The following is a 17,288-nucleotide window of genomic DNA, read 5'->3' as shown; positions in this document are numbered from 1 at the left end:
CCTTTTGTGATACTTGTTTTGATTGAGGCGCTTAGGCGCCTTTTTTCTTGTACTTTTTGCGTCAGATTAATAATTGATGAATTTTTAATGGAAAAAAAGGTCGAAAGTGTTAATGATAGCCAGATATGGCAATATAGTTATTTGAAAATAAATTTAAAAATGAAGTTTTTTAAAATAAAATCCTGAAAATGACATTAAATTTGTAAAATAATGGCATGATTTTAACTAGATGAATTATGCAATTGCAATTAGGACATTGGCGATTTGATATAAGAATATATTAATTTTATCTTGATTAGATTAACTATTTTAAAAACGTTAATGTCAGTAATTACAAAAAATAAAATAGGTTTAATAATTTACTATGCAAATTTTTATTATGCGCCACGGAGAAGCAGCGCTTGATGCTGCAAGCGACGCACTACGACCACTGACTGAGCGTGGAAGAAGTGAATCAATAAAAATGGCTGAATGGATGACAACGCAAGGACATACAATCGATTATGTTTTAGTTAGCCCTTATTTACGAGCTCAACAAACATTAGAGGCTGTAAAAACAGATTTAGCGCTACCAAGCAAAGTAGAAACCGATGAAGGGCTTATTCCTGGTGGTAATCCGTCACATATTGCTCATTATTTACGTGCGCTAGGGGATACGGGGTATCAAAATATTTTGGTTATATCCCATTTGCCTTTAGTCGGCTATGTTGTGGCTGAATTGTGCCCTGCAGTGTGTGCACCTATGTTTTCAACATCGACGATAGCTTGTGTTGATTTTGATTTGTCAAAAGGTGTTGGGGAGTTGGTATGGCAAGTCTCACCCTCAACATTAAAATAAATTAGTCCAATAAAAATAATTAACGCCTTATTTCACCATTCGGGTGATTTAAGGGTTAATAATTGGGATAACTGATACGTCAACGGCGGGCAATATCATCATTTTCGACTAATACTAATAACGCGGCATCACCTCCCCATTCTTTTGACGCTTGATGAAACGCAATGACATCTGGATGCTGTGCTAACCAAAGTGGTGTTTGTTGTTTTAAAATATGTTTGCCATGGCCATGCATAATACAGGCACAGTAAACGTGCTCTCGCCTACAGGCTGCAATCAAAGCACCAATCTCTTGTTTGGCAATTAATTGTGTTAAACCATGTAAATCGAGAAAAAATTCAGGAACATAATCGCCACGACGTAGTTTTTTCAATTCATAAGCATTTGCGCCTTCTCTTAAGTAGCGCATTGGGCCTTCTGTTGCTAAATTAGGTTGAAATTCATCAGAAAAATAATATGAAGCATCAACTTGCTCTTGTTGCAAACGTTCAACAGCGTAGTGTGTTACTTTTTTACGTTTTGGCGAGTGAAGTATTTTATCTTGAGATAATTTCTTTGTGCCTTTTATCATTTCCTGAAATAACTCAATTTCAGAAGATGGCAGTGAAAATTTTTTATTCATTTTTTATGATTCTTCATAGTGTTACTGTTTTTATATGGTAATAGTACATGAAATAGTGCCAGAGATAAAAAAGTATAGGTTATAAATTTGGCATAAAAAAAGGCAGGGTATTTACCCTGCCGAAATAGTCACATAGCTAGCAAATACGAGGTGATTAACAAGTTGCTTTGTTCAGAACATCTGTGGAACATAAACTTTTATATATCTTACGGTTGTAGTAAAACTACGATAAAAAGATATCAAAAAAGTCTTCAAAAATTATGTATTTGTTATCAAGTGACTGCATATTGAATGAAAAAACATCTTTAGGCGCATATTGGTATACAGTTAATTCTTTCATGTATTAAGTATGGCTTGGTTTTGCATTCTTGCTAATAAAACTTAAATTAAAAGTATAAAACACTAAATTTTAATTTTAAGTAGTTCGTATATTTTGCTTTTTATTCTATGACTGAAGTATAAAACCATAATAAGTGTGTTGGTATAAGCCGTACTGATAACGTTGTTATGTTTTTTTACGGTTTCCCGCTGATTTATCACCATCTTCATGGCAAACTACAGACTTTCTATTTCTTCAGAGGACAACCATTTTGGATATAACACTAAAAGAGGAAGCAGTTGCTGATTTAAGCACTATCCTAGATATGCTACGTTGGGCTATGAGTCAGTTTAATTCATCTGACATTTATTATGGTCATGGCACAGATAACGCATGGGATGAAGCATTACAGCTTGTATTACCAACTATTGCACTTCCTTTAGATATTCCAGATGCGCTGTTATCGACAAAATTAACAACCTCTGAAAAAATGGAAATCATTACTCTGATAGAAAGTCGAATTGAGCAAAAGATCCCTGTTCCTTATTTAACTCATCGTGCTTGGTTCTGCGGTCATGAATTTTATGTTGATGAACGTGTGCTTATTCCTCGTTCTCCTATTGGTGAATTAATCAATAACCACTTTGATGGTTTAATCCAGCAAGAACCAACACGTATTCTTGATTTATGTACCGGAAGTGGTTGTATCGCCATAGCATGTGCGCATGAATTTGAAGATGCAGAAGTGGATGCGGTTGATATTTCTGTAGATGCTCTGGAAGTGGCAGAATTTAATATTGAAAACCACGGCCTAGCTCATCGTGTTTACCCTATGCAATCTGATTTGTTTAACGCTATTGTTCCAACGCCTTACGATATTATTGTGACAAATCCGCCTTATGTTGATGTTGAAGATATGGGCGATTTACCAGATGAATACCAGGTTGAACCAGAATTAGCATTGGCATCAGGTATTGATGGTCTTGATATTACACGCCAAATTTTACTAAAAGCCCCTGAATATTTAAGTGAAAAAGGTGTTCTTGTGTGTGAAGTGGGAAACAGCATGGTTCATCTTATCGAACAATTCCCAGACGTTCCGTTTACATGGCTTGAGTTTGATAATGGGGGGCTTGGTGTCTTTATGCTGACTCGCGAACAGCTCGTCGAATATTCAGATCGTTTTTCTAGGGCGAATTGATCTTTGATGGTCATTGTTAATATAAATCAATGACCATCATCGTTGAACAGGTTGCTTTACATGCTTCTCTTGTTGTAAAAACAAGCAAAAAGATCAACACGTCCTACTGATAATCGTTGATGTAACAGCAATGAGACGGTAGATTGTTATTTATTGCAAATAACATATTGATAACATCACACAGTAAAAGATAGGAATAAAGGGATGGCAGGAAACAGTATCGGACAATTGTTCAGAGTGACGACTTTTGGTGAGTCTCATGGCGTTGCATTAGGTTGCATTGTTGATGGTGTACCTCCTGGACTCCCTCTAACAGAAGCAGACTTACAGGTTGATCTTGATAGACGCAGACCAGGCACTTCACGTTATACCACACAACGTCGTGAGCCTGATCAAGTCCGTATTTTATCGGGTGTATTTAATGGTGTCACAACAGGAACTAGCATCGGTTTATTGATTGAAAACACCGACCAACGCTCTCAAGATTACAGTGAAATCAAAGATGTTTTTCGCCCTGGTCATGCGGATTATACCTATGAACAAAAATATGGCTTACGTGATTATCGTGGCGGTGGACGATCTTCTGCTCGTGAGACAGCAATGCGCGTTGCTGCAGGTGCAATTGCAAAAAAATACCTAAAAGAGAAATTTGGTATCGAAGTTCGAGGTTATCTATCTCAATTAGGGCCAATTACGTGTGATCTTGTTGATTGGTCTATTGTCGAAAGTAATCCATTTTTTTGTCCTGATCCTTCGCGTTTAGATGCACTTGATGAATATATGCGCGCACTTAAAAAAGAAGGCAATTCCATTGGTGCAAAAGTCACCGTTGTTGCACAAGGTGTACCTGCTGGATTTGGTGAACCTGTCTTTGATCGATTAGATGCTGATTTAGCACATGCATTGATGAGTATTAATGCCGTTAAGGGTATAGAAATTGGTGATGGTTTTGGTGTTGTAACCTTAAAAGGTACAGAGAACCGAGATGAAATCACTAAGGATGGTTTTACCAGTAATCATGCTGGTGGGATTTTAGGTGGAATTAGCAGTGGTCAGCCAATTATTGCCCATATCGCATTAAAACCGACCTCTAGCATCACGATTGCAGGCAAAACAATTAATCGTGACGGTGAGGAAGTCGATATGATAACTAAGGGGCGTCATGATCCTTGTGTGGGAATACGCGCTATTCCAATCGCAGAAGCGATGATGGCGATTGTATTACTCGATCATGCATTGCGCCAGCGTGGTCAGTGCGGTGATGTTGTACCACCTTTAATGCAATGGTAATCATTCTACATCAATAACGTGGTTGATAAGCTGTAGTAAGTTTGATGTTAGCTTTAAAGGTGTGAGCGCCTAATTTTATTATGCTCAGACCGTGTTGCTGTTACTCTCTTGAAAATAAATAAACGAAAGAAACAGCAACACGTCCTTTCATTTCTGATAATTCGGATAGATAAATGGATTGGCTCTTTTCAGATGGCATCTACCTACTTCTCTTCTTTGTTGCTTTAATTGCGGGTTTTATAGATTCAATTGCTGGTGGTGGAGGTTTAATTACTATTCCGGCTTTACTTTCGGTCGGTATTTCACCAGTACAAGCGCTTGCAACCAATAAACTGCAATCTGTTGGTGGTTCATTTTCTGCAACACTCTATTTTATACGTCGCCGGGTTATTGATTTAAAATCCCAACGATTTGCGATTTTAATGACCTTTATTGGTGCTGTTTCTGGCGCTATGTTGGTGCAATTCATTAACCCTGAGGTTCTTAAACAAGCGCTTCCTATTCTCACTATTGCTATTGGTCTCTATTTTCTTCTTACTCCGTCAATTGGTGCCCAAGATAGTAAACAACGTATTGGTTACTATACATTTGGCGCAATATTAGGCGGAGGCGTGGGTTTTTATGATGGTATTTTTGGGCCTGGTACAGGTTCTTTTTTCGCTTTAGGTTATGTCATGTTACTTGGGTATAATCTCTCAAAAGCGACGGCTCATGCAAAGTTACTCAATTTCACCTCTAATTTTGGGTCCCTATTATTTTTTATTATTGGTGGGCAAGTTATTTGGACTCTTGGTTTAGTTATGCTTTGTGGGCAATTTATTGGTGCTCGCTTAGGTGCAGGCTTGGTTTTAACGAAAGGGCAAAAATTAATAAGGCCTATGCTGGTCATTATCTCCTTCTTGATGAGTATCAAACTCATTAATGACAATCATGGCGATACTATTGCACTTTGGTTCTCTGCACTTTTTAATTAGGAATAAATGGTTTTTTAAATGTCAGCACATCATTATCAACAGTTAATTGATATCTTTAATCAATGTTTTAGCGAAAGTTTTCAAACCCGTTTAGTCAAAGGGGATGATGAGCCGATTTATTTGCCAGCAAATGAAGAGACACCTTATCACCAAATCATTTTTGCTCATGGCTTTTATGCGAGTGCATTACATGAAATTTCACACTGGTGTATTGCTGGCGCGGCTCGCCGTCAACAAGTTGATTATGGTTACTGGTATTGTCCAGATGGACGCGACGAAACGACGCAAGGGCAGTTTGAGGTGGTAGAGATTAAACCTCAAGCATTGGATTGGTTATTTTGCCAAGCTGCGGGTTATCCTTTTAATGTCAGTTGTGACAATCTAGAAGGTAACTTTGAGCCTGATCGCTATGAGTTTAGAAACAAGGTCAGAGAACAAGTGCTTGCTTATTTACGAGATAAAAATACGCCACCTCGTGCTCAGCTATTTATTAATGCGTTACATTTGTTTTACAATACCCCAGAGCTAACGGAAGAGATGTTTCCTTATCAGGAAAACCCTTTAGTTAATTAAGGATTGCGAGAATAACCATCGCTTATCCATTGTGAAGGTTTTACCCGATAGGGTGGAGTCTGATGTAGTAAGGTTGCTGTATCATATATTTCACTGCATTGATAATGTAGGGCAGATGTTGAATGCAGCAACATTATATATTGAGGATAAATAATGCTTTCTGAGTATGAAACGTACTTGTTAGATAGAATTGATAGCCGTGTTGAACATGCTACTGACGATGAGTTATTTGCTGGTGGATATTTACAAGGCCATATAACACTGGCTATTGCTGAGCTTGAGCAAGAAAACAACACACAATTAGAAGCGCTAAGAGCGCGTGTGGAAGAGAGCATTCAAAAGGCAATAAAAGCAGGTGAGCTATCGCCACCTGATCAAGCATTAGTATTATCTACGTGGCATGATTTAGTTAATTCAATTAATTAATTTTATATGCCTACCTAAGAGAACAACCGGTACAATCGGTTGTTTTTTCTTTCTTAAAATCTCATTAAAATAATGACACTTAAGTCATATTTAAGATATTTGCTGTTGAAAAAGGTGAGTATTTAGTCAAAAATTAATCCTTACTATTTATCAATTGTATTTATTTGATTTTTCAAAGTCGATGTATCTCTCATTGATTAAGCATAATAGTGCTATCTTTTGTAACACCTTGCCATTTCTGTAAAATTACTTTTAAATGTTTTTTAGGAATGTTTCTCGGGATGCAAATGATTTGCATAGAATATTTATGATAAGGATAACGATACGATGAAAAATTTCTTTAAAATAAGCTTACTTACGAGTGCCTTTTTATTTTTATCTGCTTGTGATCAAATTGATTTAGATAATAAAAAAAATAAATTTTATTACAGTAATCCAAGCGAAAATATGATCAGCTTTAGTGTTGATGGTAAAGAATATCAGGTTGAGCCTGGTAAAAATGGCTATATTACATTGTCGCCTGGTGAACATAACTTGAAAGACAGTGCGGGCAATAATGCCCTTTTTATGGTTTATGACAACAATAATGGTGGCATATTAAACCCTGATAATTTCATGTACTACACTCTTTCTGAAGTGTATGCAGTGAAAGGGAAAACAGACCAATTTAAAACAGTTGACTACCCACTGATTATTAATGGTTATGAGTTTGAACTCCCCGTACGTAGCACTAATGCTACATTAATTGATGGTAATACCTTTCAATGTACTTACCCTCTAGGAGAGCCATTTCCTAATGAAATTCGTACACGTAATAAAAATAATGACGGTGGCATAAAAAATAAGTGTTTTGATAAACCAGAATTTATTAAATATATTTCTGCTGAGTACGCTAAAGATTTAAATCCATTTACACAAGAAGATGAGTATAACGATTCAGTGAATCTCAATTTAGATTACATGCTACCGATAGCAGAATTTACTGATCCTGATATTCAAGCTGAAGCAGAAGAGCTTGTGTTGCTTTTAAATCAAATTCAGGAAAGTGAAGATCCGAAGATCCACCGTGTATTAAAAGATAAACTTCATAATGCAACACTGGCTGTTTCTAGCGCGTATGCGAATAGAGTAGTGAAAGATTCAGTAGAAGATAATAAATACTACAATCGCTTCATTGAAGAGAGTGGAAAGTTCCAATCTTACGGTATTTTGCCTAAACAATAAGATATCCAAAGTATCAATTATTATGTAAGCCATCCAATAGGATGGCTTTTTAATAAGTTTAACTATCGAAGTATCAAAGTACAGAACTGGAAATAGATATGACAATCAAACAAAATAAAATAAAAAATAATAGTATTACACTTCGCCAAACACAAATTGATGATGCCATTAAATTACCGATGATTGAGCAATCTGCAGGGCAACTTTTTAGCACATTAGAAGACTTAAAGTGGATCAGCGAAAGTGATGTCCAAGGGATTGAAGCACATCTAGAATTTATTAACCAACATGGACATTGGGTCGCGGTAAATCACGACAATGAACCTGTGGGATTTATTATGATGCAAACATTGCCTGATAGTTTATTTATTCATGAACTTTCTGTCAGTCAAGATTGGCAAAATAACGGAATTGGTAAATTACTTATTCAAAAAGCCAAAGACGAAGCAAAGGCGCGCCAATTCAGTACCGTTACGTTGACAACGTTTCGTCATGTTCCTTGGAATGCTCCGTATTATCAACGCTTAGGTTTTTCTATTTTGCCAGAAAACGAAGTTCCACATTCTTTGCAAAAAATCTTAGACGATGAAGTCGAAATAGGGGGCTTTGTGAAGGAAACTCGCTGTGCAATGAGGTGTAAGATTTATTAGGTTGTAACATTAAAAATAAACCGTTAAAAAATAAGCTAAGCAACCTAAAGTGGTTGCTTATACGCTAATTGGATATACTACTTTTTAACTTCAATCGCTTTTCCGCGTAGTAAAGGTCTTACCCAAAAACGATTAGGGTGTAAGGCATTCAACACGCTATCTTCAACTGGGAATGGTTCATCAAAAATTTGGCTTGCAAGAATTTCAGCTGATAATGGTGCTGAACATAATCCACGAGAGCCTAATGCACTGATGATATAAAGCTGATGATAAGCGGGTGCTAAAACGGGCGTTTGTCTTCTACGCTTAAACCTATCTAAATGAGTGTATGCTAATAGCAGGTTTTCAAAGTCAGGTACTTCACCTAATAGCGGTAGATGATCGCGTATTGTACAACGAATACCCACTCGCGCATTGTTTTGGCTAAAATCGACATCAAAGCACCAAGGAGTTTTAGCTAGGCAGTGCGTAAGATGATATTGATTGTCTTCTTGCTCCTCACGGGAAATCGTAAAGTCTAACCTATCTCGGCGAAAGCTTGCACCAACACAATGTAATTTATCTTGATTATCAACAGGCGTAAAATAGCCATCATAACAAAGTACTGTTTTTAATTTTGATAGTGTCTTTGTTGTTGGAATATGACTAACTTGGCCTCTGACCGCACTAACAGGTAATTTTGCACTTTGAGTAAAGTCGGTAATTCGATGTCCATTTGCCAAAATCACGCAGTCATGTTGTGATTGAATTTGTGTCACATGATCATCGCTATGATGAACGATATCTAAGCACCAAGATGAACCGTGTCGCATTATCTGCGTAACTTGATGATTAAAATGCAGTATTAAACCCAGTTGTTGAGCATGTTTTAGTGTTTGAGTCGTTAATTCAGTGGGAGAGAGCCAGCCAGATTGCGGATAAAAAAGCCCTTCGTAATTCATATCTAATCCGCACTGGGCATTTATTTCATCTTGAGAAAGGTAACAAGCTATTTCGTGAAAAAAAGCAGAATGATTAATTATTCGCTCTGCTTTTTTTCGCACTTTATCATTATAAATAAGTTGAGCAACACCAGACCATTGGTGAGAAAACATAATGCCAGCTTGGCTTAGATTGTCATAGGTACGTCGAGCAAATAAGAATGCGGTTGTAAAAAATTGCTCTATTTCGTCTGACTTACCATTTAACAAAGGATATAAAACACCTTGTCGATTACCTGATGCATTTGTTGCGGGATGTTTATCTTCACAATATAAGGTGACTTTAGCACCTCTTCTTAAGCAAGAAAGCGCGATAAAGGTGCTAGCAATACCACCGCCTATAATAGCAATATTTTGTGCTTGTGTTGCATGAGGTCGTGCATAATAAGGTAGATGTTCGGGAGAGAGAGGATGAGGGAATACACCTGTTAGCATCTCTCTTTTTTGCCCAAACCCTTTGATTTTTTTTATCTCAAACCCAACACTTTGCAAGCCTCGCTTGACAATACCCGCAGCAGTAAATGTCGAAAATGTACCATTTTCTCTCATTGAATCAGCCATGGATTGAAAGAGTGTTTCACTCCACATTTGTGGATTTTTAGAAGGGGCAAAGCCATCGAGAAACCATGCATCTACTTTATTGTGTAGTGCTTGGCGAGTTTGTGGTAACAATGTGTTGATATCACCAAACCATAAATCTAGTGTAATTGCTCCATCTGCGAGAATAATACGGTGGCAACCAGCAATGGGTAATGGCCATTGAGAACAAAGTGCTTTTGAATATTTTTCAAGTTCAGGCCAATGGTAATGTGCGGATTGTAAATCATTTTTTTTGAGAGGGAACTTTTCAAAGCTAACATAGTGAAGGCGCTTTAAACATGCGTTAGGTGATGCTTGCCTAAATTGCTCAAATGCTTGCCACAGTGTTAAAAAATTCAGCCCAGTGCCAAACCCTGTTTCTGCAATAACACATTCAGAGCGTACATGTGTACCAAAACGTAATGGAAAATGATTTCCCTGTAAGAATACGTGTCGTGTTTCCTCTAGGCCATCTTGGTTTGAAAAGTAAATATCGCCAAATTGTTCTGAGATAGGCGTACCAAGTTCATTCCAACTTAAAGATGCGGTATTTATTGGGCTATTATTCACGGAACTGCCTGTATTTCTCTAAGATATTGTCTAATATCTTAGCGCTGTTAGCTAGGTTGTACCAGCCTTTAAGGGGAAAGTGTTTTATCAGCTTATCTGCATTTTTGTAAAAAAGATCCTGATCGGACTTGTTCAGCGTACAACTGTACGCTAGAGTGCTACTCAGAAATCCCGCAGCTACAACTATTATTGTAAAGAGGTATGAATGAAGCGCGCAGTGATCACGGGTCTGGGTATTGTTTCGAGCATTGGTAATAACCAGAAAGAAGTGCTGGATTCTTTAAAGGAAGGCCGTTCCGGGATAACTTTCTCAGAAGAATTTAAAGAGATGGGGCTTCGTAGCCACATTTGGGGCAACGTTAAGCTTGATACTGAAGGTCTTATTGACCGTAAAATCCGCCGTTTTATGAGCGACGCATCGGTTTATGCCTATTTATCTATGCAAGAAGCAATAGCAGATTCAGGTCTGAGTGAAGACCAAGTTTCTAATATTCGTTCAGGTTTAGTCGTAGGGTCTGGTGGTGGTTCTCCACGTAATCAGGTTCAAGGTTCTGATGGCATGAGAGCAAAAGGTCTACGTGGCGTAGGTCCTTATATGGTGACTCGTGCAATGGCATCAGGTGTTTCAGCGTGTTTAGCAACACCTTTTAAAATTAAAGGCGTTAACTATTCAATCAGTTCTGCTTGTTCAACATCAGCACACTGTATTGGCCATGCCGTTGAACTTATCCAATTAGGCAAACAAGACGTTGTATTTGCTGGTGGTGGTGAAGAATTAAGTTGGGAAATGACCTGCGAATTTGACGCAATGGGTGCACTTTCAACGAAATATAACGAAACACCAAGTAAAGCTTCTCGTACTTACGATAAAAACCGTGATGGTTTTGTTATCGCTGGTGGTGGCGGTATTGTGGTTGTTGAAGAGTTAGAGCACGCATTAGCGCGTGGGGCACATATTTATGCTGAAGTTGTAGGCTATGGCGCGACTTCCGATGGTGCAGATATGGTTGCTCCTTCTGGTGAAGGTGCTGTGCGTTGTATGCAAATGGCAATGCAAGATGTTGAGAAAGTTGATTATATCAATACACATGGCACTTCAACGCCAGTAGGTGATTTAAAAGAACTGGAAGCTATCACTGAAGTATTTGGCACACATACACCAGCTATTTCAGCCACTAAAGCGATGACCGGCCACTCATTAGGTGCGGCTGGTGTACATGAGGCAATTTATAGCTTGTTGATGTTAGAGCATGATTTTATTGCGCCAAGCATTAATATTGAAGAATTAGATGATAAAGCACTGGGTATGAATATCATTACTCAGCCAACAGAACAAAAGTTGAACACTGTAATGTCAAATAGCTTTGGTTTTGGCGGTACTAATGCTTCATTAGTAATGAGTAAATATAAAAACTAGTTAGTTATACTTATATTTTCTTGTTAAAAAAGGCAGGCTTCATTTTAATGGAGCTTGCCTTTTTATTTTAAATTCACAAGGTAAAATAAATTATTATTCTAATAAAGATGTTTTTCGAATAAGAACTATTAAAAAAAGATTATATAAATAATCTTTAAAAATACCCGTCCTAATAGTTACTTATTTTATTATTCTAATAAAATAGACGGTTTCTAGTAAGTTATTGTTTTAAAATATTAAATAAAATTAATCGTATTTTATTTCAATCGTTTAATTTAATTGTAACTAAAATTATTAAATGTTTTGTTTTATATGGAGTTAGGTTAATAGAAAGGACTAATAGGACAAAAAGAGCTGTAAAAAATTGATCTGGATTATTTTATTACAAATAAGTAGAAGCTATTTAATATAAAAGTTGGTAATGTTTGCCTCGGATACTTGTATTACTTTATATTTTATACTTTGATTTCTTAATGTCAGTTTTATTTATTAAATCTAACATCATGAATGTGACCGGCTAAGAATTTAGCCGGCATTTTTTTATTGTTGTCTTTTTGACATTGACTCACATCTCCTGATGACAATCTGCTTTTTTCGTCGCAGACTGACGTCGGAAATTTAGTGGTGTTCTAAGTTGTTGCACTAAGAGCACACCTAATAACACAATACCACCACCCACTAAATGATAACTATGCATTTCTTCACCAAGAAGTGCGATCGCAATCATTGCTGTAAATAATGGCATTAGGTTCATAAAAATAGAGGTTGTATTCGCACCTAATTTCATCACACCTAAGATCCACAGGTAAGGTGCAAGAATAGAAGCGCCAATACCCGCGAAAATCACTAATCCAATATTGTCTTTCGTTAATGCCACGCTTTCGGCAAGAAAGAAGTTTGGTAATAATAACAGAACACCAAACCCAATTTGAACATAAAGTGATTGCCAATTAGGTAGTGCGATAGACCACCGTTTTGTTAAAACGCCATAAAGCGCGTAAGATGCCGAAGCAATAAACATCATTAGCTCGCCATATCCCAATCCTTGAGAAAGTAACTGAGAAGGTTCTCCACGACTAATTAGCCAGACTAAACCACTAATTGAAAGCACAGTACCAAGTACTATTCCAATAGTAGGCACAACGCGTAAAACAAAAATACTGATAATGACAGTTAGTAATGGGATCAGTGAGTTCAAGATACCCATAAAGGTGGCGCTAACATAATGTGCAGCATAATAAGCTAAACTCTGGTACATCACCATTCCTAATGCACCAAGGATAAATAATTTCCACCAATATTGTTTGACGGTTTTACGATGGTGCCAAACAGGCATGATCAAAAAAGGCGTCATAATTAAAAAGGCGAGAAACCAACGATAAAAAGAGATAGCCGCAGGATCGATAACAGACGCAGCTGCTTTATTGACGACGGCATTAATGGACCAGATCAGAACCGCTAAAAGCGGAAAAATTGCGTTTTTCATTGTTCTCACATCTATTTTTAAACCAGGTCGCTATTGTAAGCCTGTCTGATTAGATATATATAATGAAAACCAGACAACAGATAGGCCAATAAAGACAACATGACAAGAGAACAACATAAAGATGACAATTGAACAACAAAAAATGCAATGGTTATTGTCTGATCCAGATACAGTGCGATTTCGTGATGAGCAACTATTAGCTGAAACGGAGTTTATTTATCATCAACATGACTTTGGTCAGTTGCTTTATGTGATTTCAGGTGTCATGGATTTAGAAGCTGGAGGACAGCGATTTTTAGCACCCCCTGAATTTAGTGTGTGGATACCTAAAAATGTAGGGCATGCCAGTTATAACAAAAAGACACTCTCTTTTAAGGTACTAGATATTGCACCAAGTTGGTGTGAAGGTTTGTTAGATAAGCCGTGTTTAATTCAATTAAGTGCTATTTTTTCAACTATATTTTCTGATTTTTTTCATCGCGGTGTCTGTAAACCACAAACAGAAGAAGATTTTCGCTTAGCACAAGTGTTGATAGATCAACTTAAAGCTTCGCCGATCCATCATACTTACTTACCTTCGTCTAAAGATAAATTACTTGCTCCAATACTTTCTGCACTAGAGCAGAATCCGGCTGATAATACTTCGTTAGAAGAATGGGCTAAAAAACGTTATACCTCAGAGAGAACACTCTCTCGTCGTTGCCAACAAGAGCTTGGCATGTCTTTTAGTGAATGGCGTAAGCGCTTACGTTTTTTACATGCAATTTCTTTATTAGAACAAGGAAAAAGTGTGAATGAAATTGCATTTGATGTGGGATATAGCTCTTCGTCTTCATTTATTGCGATGTTTCAACAATTTGCTGGTACAACACCAGAACGTTTTCGCAGATTACCCAATTGCTAAGTCTTCTTTTCATATATTTACTTAAAATCTAGGCAGATTTTACTGTCAATAATAGGCTTTGTTGTTAATAAGTGGCAAAATAGGACGCTTAAATTTATTTTTCGATTGATTGTTTACACACATAAATACCAAATCAGTGAGATAACACAGTGAAAATTCTGGTTGATGAAAACATGCCTTATGCGGAACAGCTTTTCCGCCAATTAGGTGAGGTAAAAGCGGTTTCTGGTCGTCCTTTACCTATTGATGAACTTAATGATTCTGATGCCTTAATGGTGAGATCGATTACTAAAGTCAATGAATCCTTATTATCAGGCAAGCCAGTGAGATTTGTTGGAACGGCAACGGCCGGTTTTGATCATGTGGATATTGCATGGTTAGAACAACAACAAATTGGCTTTTCATCAGCACCAGGTTGTAATGCTATTGCTGTTGTAGAATATGTATTTTCTGCACTGATGATACTCGCAGAGCAAGATGGCTTTCAATTAACTGATAAAGTTGTTGGTATTGTGGGTGTGGGCAATGTCGGTGGGCGGTTAGCTACACGTTTACGCGCATTGGGTGTAAATGTATTACTTTGCGATCCACCTAGAGCAGATAACGGTGATAATGAAGAATTTCATTCATTGGAAACGCTATTAGAAAAAGCGGACATTTTGACTTTCCATACACCCCTCAATAAATCAGGTCCATACAAAAGTTATCATTTAATTAATGAGAGCAACCTCGAAAAATTACCTGAAGGACACATTTTAATTAATGCGAGCCGTGGTGAGGTTATTGATAATCAAGCATTATTGTCTGTACTTGAGAAAGGAAAATCCTTACGTGTTGTATTGGATGTTTGGGAGCCGGAGCCAGATCTCTCTATTGCGTTATTAAATAAAGTTGATATCGCAACACCACATATTGCAGGTTATACCTTAGAAGGTAAGGCGCGCGGTACAACTCAAGTTTTTGAAGCTTATTGTGATTTTATTGGGCGACCTCAAAAAGTTGAGTTATCAACACTATTGCCTGCCCCTACTATTTCTACCATTTCAGTACAAGGTGAGTTAACACAAACACTTTTAAAACAACTTATTCATCTTGTTTATGATGTGCGTCGTGATGATGCCCCGTTACGAAAAGTGGCAGGAATAAAAGGCGAGTTTGATAAATTACGCAAATTTTATCCTGTGCGTCGTGAGTGGTCTTCACTGCATGTAATTTGTGATAATCAAACCACGGCTAACACATTAAATGCAATTGGCTTTAGTGCTACATATAAAAGTGCTACACACAAATAAAGCAAAATATTATTTTAAAAATTTTACGATATTGGAGGATATCTTATGGGAGAAGGTTGGAATATTGCTGTTGTTGGTGCAACAGGTGCTGTTGGTGAAGCTATTTTAGAGCTGTTGCAAGAGCGTGAATTTCCCATTGGTGAACTGACGGCAATTGCGAGTGAAGACAGCATTGGAAAATCTGTGCGTGTAAACAGTAAAAGTGTTGCAGTTCAAGGTATTCACAATATCGAATGGGCAGATATTCAATTAGCTTTCTTTGCGGCCTCGACAGAAATTAGTGCGCAATATGCACAGCAAGCAGCAGACTCAGGCTGTATCGTCATTGATTGTAGTGGTGTATTTGCCATGGATTGGGATGTACCACTGATTGTCCCTGGTGTGAATAGCTCAATGCTTGCAGAATACCGCACCCGTAATATCGTTTCTATTGCTGACAGCATGGTAAGCCAATTGTTACGTGCAATTAATCCATTAACAGAAGCCGCTGGTTTATCTCGTCTTAGCGTGACCAATTTAATGTCTGTCTCCCGTTTGGGAAAACAAGCGGTTGATGAACTTGCTGGACAAAGTGCGCGTTTGCTCAATGGTGTTCCACCTGAATTAGGCCGCTTTAATAAGCAACTGGCCTTTAATATTCTACCTCTTATGGTTGATGACGAAGGCTCCGTAGAAGAAGAACGTCGCATGGTTGACCAAATTCGTAAAATCTTACAAGACGAAGGCCTTCCAATTTCAGTCACAACATTACAGGCTCCAGTTTTCTATGGTAATGCGCAATCAGTGCAATTAGAAACATCACGCCCAATGGGCTGCGATGAAGCGCGTGAAACATTGCAAGAAAATGAAGATTTGAGTATCAGTGATGAAAATGATTTTCCAACACAAGTGACCGATGCTTCGGGGAATGTGAGCCTAAATTTAGGTTGCTTCCGTAATGATTATGGTATGCCAGAAGCCTTACAATTTTGGTCAGTAGCAGATAATGTGCGCTTTGGTGGGGCATTAATGGCTGTTGAAGTAGCAGAGCAATTAATGCAGGAGCAGTTTTACTAATGAATGCGCCAGTGAGTGCTGAAGTAACAGAACAACCCTTGACTGAGTCAACGGTTATTTCTGAAAGCACAACAATCAAAATTGCGTTAGGCATTGAGTATGATGGTAGCCGTTATTATGGCTGGCAACGTCAAAATGAAGTGCGCAGTGTACAAGAACGGTTAGAAAAAGCGCTTTCACAAGTGGCTAATGAACCCATATCAGTTTTTTGTGCCGGAAGAACAGATGCTGGAGTTCATGCAACGGGGCAAGTTGTCCACTTTGAAACAACCGCACATCGTAAAGATCCCGCATGGACTATGGGTGTTAATACCCATTTACCTGCGGATATCGCTGTGCGTTGGGTAAAAACGGTTTCTGATGATTTCCATGCACGTTTTAGTGCAACGGCAAGACGTTATCGTTATGTGATTTTTAATCATCGCTACCGTCCGGCTATATTATCATCTGGTGTGACGCATTTTCATTATCCTTTAGATGCTGGGCGTATGCATCAGGCCGCACAATGTTTACTGGGTGAAAATGATTTTACCTCTTTTAGAGCGGTTCAATGTCAATCACGAACGCCATGGCGTAACGTTATGCATGTTAACGTTTCTCGATATGGTGATTATGTTGTGGTGGATATTAAAGCGAATGCTTTTGTACACCATATGGTGCGAAATATTGTCGGTAGCCTTTTAGAAATAGGGTGTGGCAATCAGGATATTACTTGGATGGCTGAATTATTAGCCCTAAAAGACAGAACCAAAGCCGCGGCAACAGCTAAAGCAAATGGTTTGTATTTAGTGGCAGTGGATTATCCTGAGCATTTTGAATTACCAAAACCAGCAATGGGCCCACTATTTTTAGCGGATAACCCTATTGAGATATCTCAATCATAAAAA

Annotated in this window: 16 protein-coding genes; 13 read left to right on the top strand and 3 right to left on the bottom strand. The window is 37.8% G+C overall.

The window, feature by feature from the left end; all coding sequences use genetic code 11:
- Positions 1 to 364: 364 nt before the first annotated feature.
- The gene (sixA, locus tag ABN256_RS04525) at positions 365 to 838 is read left to right on the top strand and encodes a phosphohistidine phosphatase SixA (RefSeq protein ID WP_072068648.1); all 474 of its coding nucleotides are present in this window, start codon (positions 365 to 367) and stop codon (positions 836 to 838) included.
- Positions 839 to 917: 79 nt separating this feature from the next.
- Here the strand turns inward: sixA and smrB are convergent, their stop codons facing one another.
- Positions 918 to 1,460 carry an endonuclease SmrB gene (gene smrB / locus ABN256_RS04520; RefSeq protein WP_349439186.1) on the bottom strand — a complete coding sequence of 181 codons (543 nt, stop codon included), beginning with the start codon at positions 1,458 to 1,460 and terminating at the stop codon, positions 918 to 920.
- A 590-nt stretch (positions 1,461 to 2,050) separates the two neighbouring features.
- Here smrB and prmB point away from each other — a divergent pair.
- From prmB to ABN256_RS04485, 7 genes are all read left to right on the top strand, one after another.
- Positions 2,051 to 2,980: a 50S ribosomal protein L3 N(5)-glutamine methyltransferase gene (gene prmB, locus ABN256_RS04515; RefSeq protein WP_196553778.1), complete on the top strand. Its 930-nt coding sequence runs from the start codon at positions 2,051 to 2,053 to the stop codon at positions 2,978 to 2,980.
- 204 nt (positions 2,981 to 3,184) lie between these two features.
- A complete protein-coding gene (aroC, locus tag ABN256_RS04510) occupies positions 3,185 to 4,270 on the top strand; it encodes a chorismate synthase (protein ID WP_196553777.1) in 1,086 nt (361 codons plus the stop codon).
- A 173-nt stretch (positions 4,271 to 4,443) separates the two neighbouring features.
- Entirely contained in the window at positions 4,444 to 5,244 is an 801-nt protein-coding gene (locus tag ABN256_RS04505) for a sulfite exporter TauE/SafE family protein (protein ID WP_072068644.1), read from the top strand.
- Between the two features lie 18 nt (positions 5,245 to 5,262).
- Complete coding sequence (locus tag ABN256_RS04500; protein ID WP_072068643.1) at positions 5,263 to 5,817, top strand: elongation factor P hydroxylase; 555 nt, start codon at positions 5,263 to 5,265, stop codon at positions 5,815 to 5,817.
- A gap of 153 nt (positions 5,818 to 5,970) precedes the next feature.
- Positions 5,971 to 6,243, top strand: a complete 273-nt coding sequence (locus tag ABN256_RS04495; protein WP_072068642.1) for a YfcL family protein — start codon at positions 5,971 to 5,973, stop codon at positions 6,241 to 6,243.
- A 327-nt stretch (positions 6,244 to 6,570) separates the two neighbouring features.
- A complete protein-coding gene (locus ABN256_RS04490) occupies positions 6,571 to 7,467 on the top strand; it encodes a hypothetical protein (protein ID WP_072068641.1) in 897 nt (298 codons plus the stop codon).
- Positions 7,468 to 7,565: 98 nt separating this feature from the next.
- Positions 7,566 to 8,117 (top strand): GNAT family N-acetyltransferase, encoded by a 552-nt coding sequence (locus ABN256_RS04485; RefSeq protein WP_196553776.1) that lies wholly within the window; start codon positions 7,566 to 7,568, stop codon positions 8,115 to 8,117.
- Positions 8,118 to 8,194: 77 nt separating this feature from the next.
- Here the strand turns inward: ABN256_RS04485 and mnmC are convergent, their stop codons facing one another.
- Entirely contained in the window at positions 8,195 to 10,246 is a 2,052-nt protein-coding gene (gene mnmC / locus ABN256_RS04480; RefSeq protein WP_196553775.1) for a bifunctional tRNA (5-methylaminomethyl-2-thiouridine)(34)-methyltransferase MnmC2/FAD-dependent 5-carboxymethylaminomethyl-2-thiouridine(34) oxidoreductase MnmC1, read from the bottom strand.
- Positions 10,247 to 10,451: 205 nt separating this feature from the next.
- Here mnmC and fabB point away from each other — a divergent pair, with 205 nt between their 5' ends.
- The gene (fabB, locus tag ABN256_RS04475; RefSeq protein ID WP_072068638.1) at positions 10,452 to 11,663 is read left to right on the top strand and encodes a beta-ketoacyl-ACP synthase I; all 1,212 of its coding nucleotides are present in this window, start codon (positions 10,452 to 10,454) and stop codon (positions 11,661 to 11,663) included.
- 565 nt (positions 11,664 to 12,228) lie between these two features.
- Here fabB and ABN256_RS04470 read toward each other — a convergent pair.
- Positions 12,229 to 13,149: a DMT family transporter gene (locus ABN256_RS04470; RefSeq protein WP_072068637.1), complete on the bottom strand. Its 921-nt coding sequence runs from the start codon at positions 13,147 to 13,149 to the stop codon at positions 12,229 to 12,231.
- Positions 13,150 to 13,270: 121 nt separating this feature from the next.
- Here ABN256_RS04470 and ABN256_RS04465 point away from each other — a divergent pair, with 121 nt between their 5' ends.
- From ABN256_RS04465 to truA, 4 genes are all read left to right on the top strand, one after another.
- Positions 13,271 to 14,053 carry an AraC family transcriptional regulator gene (locus tag ABN256_RS04465; protein WP_072068636.1) on the top strand — a complete coding sequence of 261 codons (783 nt, stop codon included), beginning with the start codon at positions 13,271 to 13,273 and terminating at the stop codon, positions 14,051 to 14,053.
- A gap of 149 nt (positions 14,054 to 14,202) precedes the next feature.
- Entirely contained in the window at positions 14,203 to 15,345 is a 1,143-nt protein-coding gene (gene pdxB / locus ABN256_RS04460; protein WP_349439183.1) for a 4-phosphoerythronate dehydrogenase PdxB, read from the top strand.
- 45 nt (positions 15,346 to 15,390) lie between these two features.
- The gene (locus ABN256_RS04455) at positions 15,391 to 16,401 is read left to right on the top strand and encodes an aspartate-semialdehyde dehydrogenase (protein WP_196553773.1); all 1,011 of its coding nucleotides are present in this window, start codon (positions 15,391 to 15,393) and stop codon (positions 16,399 to 16,401) included.
- On the top strand, positions 16,401 to 17,285 hold the full coding sequence (gene truA, locus ABN256_RS04450; RefSeq protein ID WP_115350038.1) for a tRNA pseudouridine(38-40) synthase TruA: 885 nt from the start codon (positions 16,401 to 16,403) through the stop codon (positions 17,283 to 17,285). Before ABN256_RS04455 ends, truA begins: the two co-directional genes overlap by 1 nt.
- Positions 17,286 to 17,288 lie beyond the last annotated feature (3 nt).

Source organism: Proteus sp. fly-1008, from assembly GCF_040140305.1.
GTDB classification, from domain to species: Bacteria; Pseudomonadota; Gammaproteobacteria; order Enterobacterales; family Enterobacteriaceae; genus Proteus; species Proteus vulgaris_B.
Note: the sequence above shows the minus strand (reverse complement) of the source record. Positions and strands in the feature narration are given on the sequence as shown.

Excerpts from the sequence above, each read along its gene's own strand:
- sixA (WP_072068648.1), top strand. The coding sequence starts at position 365 with ATGCAAATTTTTATTATGCGCCACGGAGAAGCAGCGCTTGATGCTGCA.
- ABN256_RS04455 (WP_196553773.1), top strand. The coding sequence starts at position 15,391 with ATGGGAGAAGGTTGGAATATTGCTGTTGTTGGTGCAACAGGTGCTGTT.
- ABN256_RS04490 (WP_072068641.1), top strand. The coding sequence starts at position 6,571 with ATGAAAAATTTCTTTAAAATAAGCTTACTTACGAGTGCCTTTTTATTT.
- ABN256_RS04505 (WP_072068644.1), top strand. The coding sequence starts at position 4,444 with ATGGATTGGCTCTTTTCAGATGGCATCTACCTACTTCTCTTCTTTGTT.
- ABN256_RS04485 (WP_196553776.1), top strand. The coding sequence starts at position 7,566 with ATGACAATCAAACAAAATAAAATAAAAAATAATAGTATTACACTTCGC.
- ABN256_RS04470 (WP_072068637.1), bottom strand. The coding sequence starts at position 13,149 with ATGAAAAACGCAATTTTTCCGCTTTTAGCGGTTCTGATCTGGTCCATT.
- fabB (WP_072068638.1), top strand. The coding sequence starts at position 10,452 with ATGAAGCGCGCAGTGATCACGGGTCTGGGTATTGTTTCGAGCATTGGT.
- truA (WP_115350038.1), top strand. The coding sequence starts at position 16,401 with ATGAATGCGCCAGTGAGTGCTGAAGTAACAGAACAACCCTTGACTGAG.
- aroC (WP_196553777.1), top strand. The coding sequence starts at position 3,185 with ATGGCAGGAAACAGTATCGGACAATTGTTCAGAGTGACGACTTTTGGT.
- smrB (WP_349439186.1), bottom strand. The coding sequence starts at position 1,460 with ATGAATAAAAAATTTTCACTGCCATCTTCTGAAATTGAGTTATTTCAG.
- ABN256_RS04495 (WP_072068642.1), top strand. The coding sequence starts at position 5,971 with ATGCTTTCTGAGTATGAAACGTACTTGTTAGATAGAATTGATAGCCGT.
- ABN256_RS04465 (WP_072068636.1), top strand. The coding sequence starts at position 13,271 with ATGACAATTGAACAACAAAAAATGCAATGGTTATTGTCTGATCCAGAT.
- ABN256_RS04500 (WP_072068643.1), top strand. The coding sequence starts at position 5,263 with ATGTCAGCACATCATTATCAACAGTTAATTGATATCTTTAATCAATGT.